Below are 11,465 nucleotides of genomic sequence, written 5' to 3' on the forward strand. Positions count from 1 at the left end.
CTGCGCTTCGCTTGGGCCGGGATGATGAGTGGAAGCGCTACAGCGGGGCGGAAATAAAGCCGTGGACCGGGTAGGCCTTTTGTGTAGGATGCGCCGGGTTTTCGAGGGATCGAGGATAGAATGACCGAGCCACAAGCGCTCATGGCCGGAAAACGCGGCCTGATCATGGGAGTGGCGAATAACCGCTCGATCGCCTGGGGCATCGCCCGGGCCTGCGCCAGCCATGGCGCGGAGCTCGCCTTTTCCTATCAGGGCGAGGCGATCAAGAAGCGCGTCGAGCCCCTGGCGGCGCAGCTCGGATCGGAACTGGTACTGCCCTGCGACGTGACCGATGGGGCCTCGCTGGACGCGCTGTTCGCGGCGGTCGACGCGAAATGGGGCGGGCTCGACTTCGTGGTGCACTGCATCGCGTTTTCCGACAAGGACGAGCTCACCGGACGCTATGTCGACACCAGCCTGGACAATTTCACCAAGACGCTGAACATCTCCTGCTATTCGTTCACGGCCGTGGCGCAACGGGCCGAGAAGCTGATGAAAAACGGCGGCTCGATGCTCACGCTCACCTATTTCGGCGCCGAGAAGTGGATGCCGCATTACAACGTCATGGGCGTCGCCAAGGCCGCGTTGGAGGCCAGCGTGCGGTATATGGCGGCCGATCTCGGCCCGCAGAACATCCGGGTCAACGCCGTCTCGGCCGGGCCGATCAAGACGCTGGCCGCGTCGGGCATCGGGGATTTCCGCTATATTCTTAAATGGAACGAATATAATTCGCCGTTGCGGCGGACGGTGACCATCGAAGAGGTCGGAAACTCGGCCCTGTTCCTGCTCTCCGATCTCGGCAGCGCGGTGACGGGGGAGATCCTGCATGTGGATGCGGGCTATCATATCGTGGGCATGAAGAACCCCGATGCCCCGGATATCTCGGTGGTCTGACGGCGTTAAGGATTTCTAAAGCCTCTCGGGCGAGAGTACGGCAACTTAAAGTTGCATGAGTCGCCCAATGCCCACTCCCGCTCGCTCCGCCTCGTCCCATTCGCTCTCTCCTCATGACTGGTCGTATAGGGTCCTCGGCAGCTACCAAAGATCGGATGGACATCCCCTCATTCCGACGCCGGATCCGAGCCCTCCCGCGCGCTTTTTCGCGCCATTGGACGCCCCGGAGACGATCCCCAGCTTTCACTTCCTCGGGCCGGGAGAGTATCTCGATCTGCCGGGGGCGCAGCGGTCGCCCCTGCGGCCTGGGGATTTCGACATCGGCCGGGACCTTTCGGTCAGTTCCTCCCTCGACAGTGTCAGTGGGTCGTCAGGAAGCTTCCATTTTCCCTGGGGGAAGCTCGCCCTCGGGGGCGGCGCGACGGCGCTGGCCTTGGCGGGCGCGGGTGGTGCAGCCTATTTCCTGACCCACGAGCCGGGAACTTCAGGCAGCTCCCTCGAGACCGGCGCTCCAGACAGTCCCGAGGAGCCCAGCGCGCCGGAGTTGGCTTCCCTCGGCGACGGCGGAAGCCTTGCCTGGATGACGGCGTAAGCCATGGGACTGACGCTCACCGCCTCGCGTCTCAACCTCGCTGAGCAACGCGGCTCTTGGGAGGGTCCTGGGGCTCACGAATCGCTGCACCCGGTGAGCCGACCCTGGCCCGTGGATGTACGGTTTCTGGAGCTTGACGATGGACCGCTGCGGGGGTTCCAGCGGCCGGTCAACGCCGTGGACGGATCAGGCTCTCCCAAAGCATGGTGGCTCGGCGGCGGCCTGGGGCTCGTCGCCGGCCTCGCCGCGGGCGTCGGCGGCACACTCGGAATCGGTGCGCTGATGCAGCGCGCCGAACCCAGAAAGACAGACGACTGGACCACAAGCAGTTTCACCGAGGCGTCTTGGGCGGACCATGGCGCGGAGACCGGCGTCCCGGGCGTTCCGACAGGGAACGCCGGAGACATGGCCTGGATCGACAGGTGATCCGATGAGCAGCAGGAGACGACCATTCCCAGCAATCCGTTCTACAGGGCCACTCTTCCCACGCGGGCTCCGAGGATTCCGCCGCTCAACGAGGTCTATGAGAGCCGGGATTTGTATGTCCAGCATCCGTCACTTTGGGGAGAGCCGCCGGACCTCGCCGGCTTGCCTCGCGCGCAATCCTGGGCGGTGCCGCTTGCGGTCGCCGGTGTCGGAGCCGTTGCCGCGTCCGCGATCGGCCTGGGGATCTGGGCCGCCGGGCGCAGCCAGCCCCCACCGGAAAGCCCGCCCTGGCCCATCGAGGAAGGGGCGGCATGGCCGCAAGACGCCGATTGGATCGTCTGACGCGGCAGAAAACAGCGTGTTTTGTCCACAGCAAGGTGCTCAGGGAGAGCCATCATGACCAACCAGACCGTCCCCCCCATTGCCATTCGTCCGGGAGCCGTCACGGCGGGAGAACTCGCGCCCATGCTGACAGATGCCTATCAGGCGGGCTTCAATCACGGCACCCGAGGGCTGACACCCTCCTTCGGGGTCACGGGGGCGGAGCTGCGGGTCGGCAACGCGTATCACCTGGCCCTGGACAGGGCTATGAACGATGGCGACGCGCCGGTGACGGCGGTGCGCCATTTCGGGGCGGGCTATATGGCCGGCCTCACGGATATGGAGCGCTTTGAGCCCCAGCTGCCATCCGCCGGCGAGGACCAAGTCCCCTTGCTGCCGGAAAAGAGTTCGTCCTGGTCGCCGCTTTCGATCGCAGCGGTGGGGGCCGCGGCGGGAAGCGCCGCCACGCTTGCCGTGGGCGGCGGCGTGGTCGCGGCGGTCCTGAGCGGCCAGGCGAATGAGGGTGCGAGCCCCGATGCCTCGTCTGAGGGGCCCTGGAGTCCCGAACCGCAGACGCAGGCATGGTGGTGAAAGACATCAAACAAGAGTTTGCAACTTAAGATTGCATTAACGCATATGTTGGGATATAGGGGGGCCATTGTTCATCCCTTTAGCGAGTTCTTCATGGCCAAAACGACAGCGTCATCATCCAGCTCTCATTCCTTTGTCACGCCGCTCATCGGCGTCGGCGGCGTCGCGGTGGGAACCCTCCTCGGCTTCGGCATCGGAGCCCTTGCATTCAGCGGACAGCGGAGCACGCCGCCCGATCCCAATGCCGGCCTGATCAGCCATGCTGATTCCGCAGCCGGCGCCTGGCACGATTCCTATTTTCAGTGACGGCGCACACTCGATCTCCCAACGGGGTTTTGGGGGATCGAGGGCTTCGATCCGCGTGGTGGCCAGGCTGGCCCGCCGTCGCGACGACACTGCGCTCCCGCCGAAGTCTCGGTGGCGGCAGCGAGAGACCCTCACATTTCGAGCGATTGCTTCCAAACCATTTTGACGGGGAAATTATTCCATGACTCCACCACCCTCGCGCGTACCCACACCCCCACCCCCACTGATCCCGACCGGATCACAAGACATCCTTCATCCGGTCGGTCCGGGTCCAGTGGCGTTTCGTCCCGCGCCTCCTCCTCCTCCTCCTCTTCCTCTTTCTGACGCGTCGCATGCCGCCGTACCGGCCGATCTCGGGGCAAGTCCCGGCGGACGACACGTCCCCATCGCAGATGCCACTCCTACAACCGTCCATGACGGGGGGACAGCATCCTGGAAGTGGGGGCTCGCCGGGGTCGCCGTGGGAAGCCTACTCGGTGCGGGGGTGGCCGTTCCCGCCACACTGGCGCTGACCGGGCAGTTCGACCGTCATGGGGAGAGTGCTCCCGCACCCGATCCGATCACCGGATCGGACGGCTGGCTGGGAAAGGATTCCTCAGCGGTCTGGACAGCCTAGCTCACCATTGAGCCTCGACCTCAGGATCGCTAAAGTCCTCCGCAGAAATTCGGCGCCCGCGGGCGCTCCTTGGAGGATTATGCCTTATGTTGGGGCTCATGCAGGATTGGCCATTGCTGATCCACACGATCATGGATCACGCCAGCCGCTATCACGGTACCCAAGAGATCGTATCGCGGACGGTGGAAGGGCCAGTCCATCGCTATACCTATGCCGATTGCGCGAAGCGGGCGCGGGCCCTCGCCGATGCCGTGAACACAAAGCTCGGCATCGGCGCAGGCGACATCGTCGCGACCATGGCCTGGAACGGGTATCGCCACCTGGAGATCTGGTACGGGCTGATGGGGCTCGGGGCTGTGGTGCATACGCTCAACCCGAGGCTCTTCGCCGACCAGCTCGACTACATCGTGAACCACGCCGAGGACAAATACATCTTCCTCGAGCTCTCCTTCATCGCCCAGATGGAGGCCCTGCAGGACAAGCTGCCGACGGTCAAAGGCTTCATCATCATGACCGATCGGGCACACATGCCCGAAACCAGTTTGCGCAATCCCATCTGCTACGAGGAGCTGATCGCTGCGGGCGACAACACCTTCGCCTGGCCGAAGCTCGACGAGCAGCAGGCCTGCGGCATCTGCTATACGTCCGGCACCACCGGCAATCCCAAAGGCGTCGTCTATTCCCAGCGGAGCCATGTGCTGCATGCCATGGCGATCTGCGCCGGGGACGCGCTGGCGCTGAAATCGACCGACGTGGTCATGCCCGTGGTGCCGATGTTCCATGCCAATGCCTGGTCGCTCGCATTCTCGGTGCCCATGGCGGGTGCGAAGATGGTGATGCCTGGGGCGAAGATGGACGGGGCCTCGATCTATGAGCTTCTGGACCAGGAGAAGGTGACCGTCACCGCCGGCGTTCCCACGGTGTGGCTGATGCTGCTGCATCATCTTGAGAAGCATCCCGAGCTCAAGCTCGACCATCTGGAACGGGCGCTGATCGGCGGCTCGGCCTGCCCGGAGGCGATGATGGCGGCCTTCGAAAAGAAATACGACACCAAGGTCGTGCATGCCTGGGGCATGACCGAGATGAGTCCCATCGGCTCGATCGGCAATCGTTCGGGGGCGACCGCCGATCTCGATGCGGAGGCGTGGTGGCCCCTGCAGCTGAAGCAGGGCCGGCCGCCCTTTACGGTCGAGATGGAAATCACGGACGATCAGGGGCAGGTGCTGCCCAATGACGGCAAGACCTTTGGCCATCTGGTGGTGCGGGGAGCGGCGACGGCGCGGGAATATTACAAGGGCGAGGGCGGCAAGATCCTCGACGACAAAGGCTATTTCGACACCGGCGACGTGGCGACGATCGACGCGTATGGCTTCATGCAGATCACCGACCGGGCCAAGGACGTGATCAAGTCGGGCGGCGAATGGATCTCCTCCATCGACCTGGAGAATGCCGCCGTCGGGCATCCGGCGGTGGCGGAGGCTGCCGTGATCGGCATCACGCACCCCAAATGGGACGAGCGGCCCTTGCTGGTGCTGGTGAAGAAGCCGGGAGCGGAGGTCAGCAAAGAGGAGGTGCTGGGCTTCCTCAAGGACAAGGTGGTCAAATGGTGGCTGCCGGATGACGTGGTGTTCGTGGAGGAAATCCCGCATACGGCCACGGGAAAGATCTCGAAGCTGACGCTGCGGCAACAATTTGCCGGCTACGTGCTGCCGGGGGCGGAGGCGGCGGAGTAGGGGGCGCAGGACGGTTCTTGGCGCGCTGTGGGGGAGGAGCGCCTCCCGCATGAGGTCCCGGCTCTCCGCTTTGCTGCGGCCGGGATGACGGATCGAAAATTGCACGGGGTCCCGGATCTGCGCTGCGCTCCGTCCGGGATGACGGGTTGGGTCAGGCGGGAGCGTATTCGGCCGTGAGGGCCACGGGGCCGTCAGCCTTGACCTTGCCCTGCTCCACCAAATGCTCGACGGCCGCCCAGGTCGACATGGCGGCGGCGGGATGGAGCTTCGGATCGACGGCCTTGTAGACCTCCGCCACGATGGAGGGAATGGTCCGGTTGCCGGAGCGGATGCGGTCGAGGATCGCCTGCTCGCGCATCTGGCGATGGGTGATGAAGGCGCGGACGAAAGAGCGCGGATCACGCTTTTCAGGCCCATGTCCGGGCCAAAAGACCTCGTCGTCGCGCTCGAGCAAGTGGCGCAGGCTCGCCATGTAGTCGGCCATGTTGCCATCGGGGGGCGCGATGATGCTGGTGGACCAGGCCATGACGTGATCGGCAGAAAACAGCGCGTTTTCCTCCCGCAGCGCGAAGGCCATGTGGTTGGATGTGTGGCCCGGCGTGAAGACCGCCTCCAGGTGCCAGTCCCGGCCTGCAATCACCTCGCCATGGCCAATGCGCTGGTCGGGGTCGAAATCCGTGTCGCCGCTGGCGTCCAGCTCGATCATGCCGGACAGGTCGCGGGCGATGGCGCGACCCGAGCCATGGGGGCCGAAGGCAATGGTGGGGGCACCGGTCGCCTGCTGCAGCCGGGCCGCAAGGGGAGAATGATCGCGGTGGGTGTGCGTGACCACGATGTGGCTCACCGTCTCGCCCTCGATCGCCGCGAGGAGGGCCGCCAGATGATCATCGCTCTCGGGCCCGGGATCGATGACGGCAACCGAACCCTGGCCGACGATATAGGTGTTCGTGCCGCGAAAGGTGAAGGGACCCGGATTGGGTGCTACCAAGCGGCGGATCAGGGGAGAGACTTGCTGGGCGCGGCCGAGGGTGAAATCCATGTCTCGCTCAAATGGGATGTCGGCCATATGCGGGTCTCCAGTCGCGGTTGAGGTAGCAGGGATGGACAGGCGAAACAAGCCGCGGACGGGCCGGGCTTCAGAGGCGGCCGTTGCGGAGAGGCTTTGCAGCGCCTGCTGCGCGCGATAGGGTCGGCTCACTCATCATAAGAGGCGGTCATTCATGCGGTCTTTACGGGCGATCAACGTGGTCGGGTGCCATGCGGAGGGAGAAGTGGGCGACGTGGTCGTCGGCGGGCTGCTGGCGCCCAAAGGCGAGACGGTCTTCGAGATGATGAAGACCATGGAGCGCGAACAGGACCATATCCGCCGCTTCCTGCTGTGCGAGCCGCGCGGCACCGTGGCGCGGAACATGAACATCATCGTGCCGGCCAAGCGCGCCGATTGCGTGGCGGGCGCCATCATCATGGAATCGACGGAATATCCGCCGATGTCGGGCTCCAACACCATGTGCATCTCGACCGTGCTGCTGGAAACCGGGATGGTGCCCATGGTGGAGCCGGTGACGCGGATGCGGCTCGACATGCCCGGCGGACCGGTGGACGTGATCGCCGAGTGCCGGGACGGGAAATGCGTCTCGGTGACCTTCGAGAACGTGCCCTCCTTCGTGTTCCATCTGGACGCACCACTGGAGCTCGAAGGACATGGGACGATCAGCGTGGATGTCGCCTATGGGGGCATGATCTACGCTCTCGTGGATGCGAGGGCGCTCGGCTTCTCCATCGCACCGGACGAGGCCCGGGACCTTGCGGTGCTTGGTGAACAGGTGCGGATCGCCGCGCGCGCGCAGATCGAGGCGATCCATCCGGAGCTGCCGGAGGTGAAGGGCGTCTCCATCGTCCAGTTCAATACCCGCTTCGAGGGGCCGGACACCGTTGCCCGCAACACCTGCATCGTGTCGCCGGGACGGTCGGACCGCAGCCCGACGGGCACCGGGCTTTCGGCGCGGCTGGCGGTGCTGGCGGCGCGGGGACAGCTCAAGGTGGGCGAGCGGTTCTCGCATTCCTCGATCATCGGATCCCGCTTCGACGGGCGGATCGCCGGCGAGGCACGGTGCGGCGACAAGCCCGCCATCATTCCCGCCATCACCGGCCGGGCCTGGATCACCGGCACGACGAGCTATTTCCTCGATCCGAGCGATCCCTATCCACAAGGCTATGTGGTCGCCGACAGCTGGGGCACGTCGGGCACGGCCGTGAGCCAGGAATGAGCGGGGAGGCGCTTGCCGCGCGGGTCGACGAGCTGGAGATGCGGCTCACGCATCAGGACGTGACCATCGAGGAGTTGAACCGGGTCGTCACGGAACAATGGACGGAGATCGATCGGCTGAAGCGGCTGGTGCGGGGGTTCGAAGACCAATTGGCGGAAGCCATGGCGGAGCGAGAGCGTCCGATGGAGCCACCGCCGCCGCATTATTGAGGCGTGGGGGGCGAAGGCGCTGGCTGTCATCCCCGGCTTGACCCGGGATCCCCGAGCCGCACGGGGTCCCGGATCTGCGCTACGCTTCGTCCGGGATGACGGGTGGGGTGCGCTGCAGCGCGTCCGGGATGACGGGTGGGGTCGGGGTGGAGGCGCTGATTTAACCGAGAGGTGAATTGCGGGAGGGGCGCGGGGTTCTTATGTTTGTCGGCCATGGTGCTCGCATCTCTCAAATATCTCAGTCTTGCCTTCCTGATCCTGTTCGCCACGCCGCTTGCGGTTCATGGTGCGATGCAGTGGAGCCGGGGCTGGCCGAAGAGCTGGTCCCAGGCGGACTGGACGAGCTCGGGGCAATTGCTGCCGGCCTCCGCCTCGCCGGAGGCCATGGTGAGGATCTATGCGGCGCCCACCGGACGGTGGAAGGGGATCTTCGCCGTCCACAGTTGGATCGTGGTGAAGGACAAGGGCGCGCGCTCCTATGACCGCTATGACGTGGTCGGCTGGGGTAGCCCCGTGCGCCATAATGGCTATGCGCCGGATGCGCGCTGGTTCGGCTCCGACCCGCAGGTGGTCTATGCCGCCGAAGGGGAGACGGCGGAGGCGCTGATCCCGAAGATCCGCAAGGCGGTCGCGACTTACGCCTATTCCAAGCGCGGCGATTACACGATTTGGCCGGGGCCCAATTCGAACACCTTCGTCGCCGCCGTGATCGCCGCCGTCCCGGAGACCAAGGCGGTGCTGCCGCCCACCGCCATCGGCAAGGATTTCCCCTATGACGGCCGATGGCTGAAGCGGACGCCGACGGGAACAGGCGTGCAGCTTTCGCTGGGCGGCTATGCCGGGCTCACCATCGGCTGGTATGAAGGCATCGAGCTGAATGTGCTCGGTGCCATCGCGGGTGTCGACCTGCGCCGGCCCGGCATCAAGTTGCCGGGCTTCGGGCGGATCGGGATCTAGCCGTCAGCCCAGGACGCCGTGGGTCTTGAACCAGGTCTCCATCTCCTGCCAGGCCTGCTTGGCCACCTCCTCGCGATAGCTCGGGCGATAGTCGGCATGGAAGGCGTGGGGCGCGTCGGGATAGACTTTGATCTCGGCCGTCTTGCCCGCCGCCTTCAGGGCCGACTGCATGGCCTCGACCTGGGACACCGGGATGCCCTGGTCGGCGCCGCCATAGAGCCCGAGGACCGGCGCCTTCACCTCAGGGGCCAGTTCCAGCGGACTTTTCGGCAAGATCGCCTTCTGCCCCTCGGGGTCGACCAAGGATCCGTAATAGGCCACGCCAGCCTTGAGCTCCGCATTGTGGGCGGCATAGATCCAGACCGTCCGGCCGCCCCGGCAGAAGCCGACGATGCCGAGCCGGCCGGTATCGCCACCTTCAGCCTTGGCCCAGGCGACAGTCGCGTCGAGATCGGCGAGCAGCTCCTGATCGGGTTTTGCATTCACGATTGGCAAGAGCTTCGGGACCTCGGTGATCTTCGTCAAATCGGTGCCGGCGCGAAAATAATAGTCGGGCGCTACGGCAAAGGCGCCGAGCTTCGCAAGCCGACGGGTGACGTCGCGGATATATTCGTGCAGGCCGAAGATCTCCATGCAGACCAGGATGACCGGCGCATTCGCTGCATTGGCGGGCTTGGCGAAATAGACTGGCATCTCTCCGCCTGAGACCGTCACCTTGGCCTCGCCGGTCTCGAGGCCGGTCGTGTCGGTGGTGATCACGTCGGCACGGACCTCGCCGGCGCATAGAGCATAACCCGCGGCGGAGGCTGCGGAGGCGGTCATGAAACCGCGGCGCGAGAGGGGAACGGAGCGGACGAGGCCCAGGACGTCGGAGGGAAGCTCACTCAAGGCAGACATCGGGTCTCCATTTGCTTTTTTCTGATGCGGGCAGATTAGAGGAGAAATGGGCTGCCGACAGGGGGCTGCGGCCGCCCAGCGATCAAACCGACGTGAGGGGAGGCGATCCTTCGAGACGCAGCCTCACGGCTGCTCCTCAGGATGAGGGGATCTCGGGGCTGAGATTCGCGATGGGGTCAGGCGCTGTTGCCGGTGACGGTGAGGTTGCCGGGGAGGTCGCGGGCGGCCATGAGATCGGGGGTGACGGCGCGGCCGTTCTGATGGCCGATGATGGCGCCTTCGCTGCAGTCGGAGAGCATGTTCTGGCCGATGAGCACGCGGCCGGCGCCTGGAGCGACGGAGGCCGCAATGCCCCAACGGGTGTCCCGGATCATGTTGCCGGTGACGGCGACGCTGCGCTGATAGCGGCCCCAGCCGACCATGATGCCGGCCCGCGGGGCATTCTCGACGACATTGCCGGTGATGGCGGCGTCGGCCTCGACGGCGATGCCGATGCCGCGCGGCTCCCCTTCCGTGCGGGTGAAGAGATTGCGGATGAGATTGCCGGAGCAGACCGCAAGCCGGCCGCCCTCGTTGAAATTGGTGATCGAGATGCCGAGTGCTGCCGTGTCCACGAGGTTGTCGCTGATGACGGCACCCTGGAAGCCGAATTCCGCATAGAGCGCAACTTCGCCCAGACGGGCGCAGGAATTGCCGATGATCTGGGCATTGGAGCCGGCATTCACGCGCACGGCGGTGAAGGCGCAATCGGTGATGCGGTTGTCGCGGACTGAGACCGAGCCCGCGCGGAAGACGTTGATGCCATTGCCGTTCTGACCGGAACCCCCGGCATCAGCACGGATCCGCTCGATGCGGTTGTTGAAGACGGCGGTTGCGTCCTCGCCGGCCGCGCTGCGCCAGACCTGGATGCCATTGTTGCCGATGTCGGCGATGCGGTTGCCGTGGATCTCGAGGCCGCGGCTGTCGAGAGCGAAGAGCGCCACATTGGCGATCTCCGCCAGGGTGCAGCCCGTGACCGAGCCCGAGCAGCGGATCAGGCCGATGCCGCCATCGGCGGAGTTGCGGATTTCGAGACCCGTCAGACGGAGATCATCGGCGGCCTCGGCGCGCAGGAGGGCACCATCGAGTGCCGCGCGGGCGCCATCGAGCACGAGATCGGACAGGCGGATATGGGGCCCGGTGAGGGAGAGCAGGTTGCGGCTGCCCGATTGCTGCAGGATGGTGCGGCCGGGGCTGCCGAAGAGGCTGACCGGGGCCTCCATGACGATCCCCGAGACGCGATACCGGCCGGCCGGAAGGAAGAGCGGCGTGTCCTCGCGCGCTGCGGCGGCGAGGGCCTGTTGAAGGGCGCCGCTCTGATCCTCGGGGCTGTCGGGGATGAGGCTCAGGCTGCGGGCGTCGAGCACGGGCGAAGGCTCAGCGGCGCGGGCGGCACGCGCGGCGGCGGGGGTGGCGAGGGCGCCGGCAAGGCCGAGGGAGCCTGCGGCGAGCATGTGTCGTCTGGAGACAGGGGACATGGGATCTGGGTTCCTTCTGACAGCACCCATGCAAGATGCTTGCCCGGCTCGTCGGCCCAGCGGGGGGAGGCAAGGGGGGGGGAAGGCGGCGGCGGATTAG

Annotated in this window: 14 protein-coding genes; 11 read left to right on the forward strand and 3 right to left on the reverse strand. The window is 65.6% G+C overall.

Going from position 1 to position 11,465, the window contains the following annotated elements; translation table 11 throughout:
• The first annotated feature begins 120 nt into the window (after positions 1–120).
• From fabI to FKM97_RS25200, 8 genes are all read left to right on the forward strand, one after another.
• On the forward strand, positions 121–933 hold the full coding sequence (fabI, locus tag FKM97_RS25170) for an enoyl-ACP reductase FabI (protein ID WP_144295219.1): 813 nt from the start codon (positions 121–123) through the stop codon (positions 931–933).
• Between the two features lie 67 nt (positions 934–1,000).
• Positions 1,001–1,525, forward strand: coding sequence for a hypothetical protein (locus FKM97_RS25175; RefSeq protein WP_144295220.1), 525 nt, complete (start codon positions 1,001–1,003; stop codon positions 1,523–1,525).
• A 3-nt stretch (positions 1,526–1,528) separates the two neighbouring features.
• Positions 1,529–1,951 carry a hypothetical protein gene (locus FKM97_RS25180; protein WP_144295221.1) on the forward strand — a complete coding sequence of 141 codons (423 nt, stop codon included), beginning with the start codon at positions 1,529–1,531 and terminating at the stop codon, positions 1,949–1,951.
• Between the two features lie 111 nt (positions 1,952–2,062).
• Positions 2,063–2,293, forward strand: a complete 231-nt coding sequence (locus FKM97_RS25185) for a hypothetical protein (protein WP_144295222.1) — start codon at positions 2,063–2,065, stop codon at positions 2,291–2,293.
• Positions 2,294–2,347: 54 nt separating this feature from the next.
• Complete coding sequence (locus FKM97_RS25190) at positions 2,348–2,863, forward strand: hypothetical protein (RefSeq protein WP_144295223.1); 516 nt, start codon at positions 2,348–2,350, stop codon at positions 2,861–2,863.
• Between the two features lie 93 nt (positions 2,864–2,956).
• A complete protein-coding gene (locus FKM97_RS25195) occupies positions 2,957–3,169 on the forward strand; it encodes a hypothetical protein (RefSeq protein WP_144295224.1) in 213 nt (70 codons plus the stop codon).
• A gap of 460 nt (positions 3,170–3,629) precedes the next feature.
• The gene (locus tag FKM97_RS26480; RefSeq protein ID WP_170241138.1) at positions 3,630–3,785 is read left to right on the forward strand and encodes a hypothetical protein; all 156 of its coding nucleotides are present in this window, start codon (positions 3,630–3,632) and stop codon (positions 3,783–3,785) included.
• Between the two features lie 86 nt (positions 3,786–3,871).
• Positions 3,872–5,518 (forward strand): long-chain-fatty-acid--CoA ligase, encoded by a 1,647-nt coding sequence (locus tag FKM97_RS25200; RefSeq protein ID WP_144295225.1) that lies wholly within the window; start codon positions 3,872–3,874, stop codon positions 5,516–5,518.
• 151 nt (positions 5,519–5,669) lie between these two features.
• Here the strand turns inward: FKM97_RS25200 and FKM97_RS25205 are convergent, their stop codons facing one another.
• Positions 5,670–6,584: an MBL fold metallo-hydrolase gene (locus FKM97_RS25205; RefSeq protein WP_144295226.1), complete on the reverse strand. Its 915-nt coding sequence runs from the start codon at positions 6,582–6,584 to the stop codon at positions 5,670–5,672.
• Between the two features lie 154 nt (positions 6,585–6,738).
• Between FKM97_RS25205 and FKM97_RS25210 the strand changes: the two genes are divergently transcribed.
• The 3 genes from FKM97_RS25210 to FKM97_RS25220 all read left to right on the forward strand — a co-directional run bounded on the left by FKM97_RS25210 (position 6,739) and on the right by FKM97_RS25220 (position 8,951).
• A complete protein-coding gene (locus FKM97_RS25210; RefSeq protein ID WP_144295227.1) occupies positions 6,739–7,785 on the forward strand; it encodes a proline racemase family protein in 1,047 nt (348 codons plus the stop codon).
• The gene (locus FKM97_RS25215) at positions 7,782–7,994 is read left to right on the forward strand and encodes a SlyX family protein (RefSeq protein ID WP_144295228.1); all 213 of its coding nucleotides are present in this window, start codon (positions 7,782–7,784) and stop codon (positions 7,992–7,994) included. The genes FKM97_RS25210 and FKM97_RS25215 overlap by 4 nt, the downstream gene beginning before the upstream one ends.
• 213 nt (positions 7,995–8,207) lie before the next feature.
• Complete coding sequence (locus tag FKM97_RS25220; RefSeq protein WP_144295229.1) at positions 8,208–8,951, forward strand: DUF3750 domain-containing protein; 744 nt, start codon at positions 8,208–8,210, stop codon at positions 8,949–8,951.
• 3 nt (positions 8,952–8,954) lie between these two features.
• On the opposite strand, the gene FKM97_RS25225 is transcribed toward FKM97_RS25220, so the two are convergent.
• Complete coding sequence (locus tag FKM97_RS25225) at positions 8,955–9,848, reverse strand: dienelactone hydrolase family protein (protein WP_144295230.1); 894 nt, start codon at positions 9,846–9,848, stop codon at positions 8,955–8,957.
• A gap of 176 nt (positions 9,849–10,024) precedes the next feature.
• Positions 10,025–11,365, reverse strand: coding sequence for a TIGR03808 family TAT-translocated repetitive protein (locus FKM97_RS25230; protein ID WP_170241139.1), 1,341 nt, complete (start codon positions 11,363–11,365; stop codon positions 10,025–10,027).
• Positions 11,366–11,465: the final 100 nt, after the last annotated feature.

It is taken from the genome of Rhodoligotrophos appendicifer, assembly GCF_007474605.1.
GTDB lineage: Bacteria > Pseudomonadota > Alphaproteobacteria > Rhizobiales > Im1 > Rhodoligotrophos > Rhodoligotrophos appendicifer.

Bases quoted from the DNA above. Each gene is read 5' to 3' on its own strand.
- fabI (WP_144295219.1), top strand. From the start codon at position 121: ATGACCGAGCCACAAGCGCTCATGGCCGGAAAACGCGGCCTGATCATG.
- FKM97_RS25175 (WP_144295220.1), top strand. From the start codon at position 1,001: ATGCCCACTCCCGCTCGCTCCGCCTCGTCCCATTCGCTCTCTCCTCAT.
- FKM97_RS25180 (WP_144295221.1), top strand. From the start codon at position 1,529: ATGGGACTGACGCTCACCGCCTCGCGTCTCAACCTCGCTGAGCAACGC.
- FKM97_RS25190 (WP_144295223.1), top strand. From the start codon at position 2,348: ATGACCAACCAGACCGTCCCCCCCATTGCCATTCGTCCGGGAGCCGTC.
- FKM97_RS25195 (WP_144295224.1), top strand. From the start codon at position 2,957: ATGGCCAAAACGACAGCGTCATCATCCAGCTCTCATTCCTTTGTCACG.
- FKM97_RS25200 (WP_144295225.1), top strand. From the start codon at position 3,872: ATGTTGGGGCTCATGCAGGATTGGCCATTGCTGATCCACACGATCATG.
- FKM97_RS25205 (WP_144295226.1), bottom strand. From the start codon at position 6,584: ATGGCCGACATCCCATTTGAGCGAGACATGGATTTCACCCTCGGCCGC.
- FKM97_RS25210 (WP_144295227.1), top strand. From the start codon at position 6,739: ATGCGGTCTTTACGGGCGATCAACGTGGTCGGGTGCCATGCGGAGGGA.
- FKM97_RS25215 (WP_144295228.1), top strand. From the start codon at position 7,782: ATGAGCGGGGAGGCGCTTGCCGCGCGGGTCGACGAGCTGGAGATGCGG.
- FKM97_RS25220 (WP_144295229.1), top strand. From the start codon at position 8,208: ATGGTGCTCGCATCTCTCAAATATCTCAGTCTTGCCTTCCTGATCCTG.
- FKM97_RS25225 (WP_144295230.1), bottom strand. From the start codon at position 9,848: ATGTCTGCCTTGAGTGAGCTTCCCTCCGACGTCCTGGGCCTCGTCCGC.
- FKM97_RS25230 (WP_170241139.1), bottom strand. From the start codon at position 11,365: ATGTCCCCTGTCTCCAGACGACACATGCTCGCCGCAGGCTCCCTCGGC.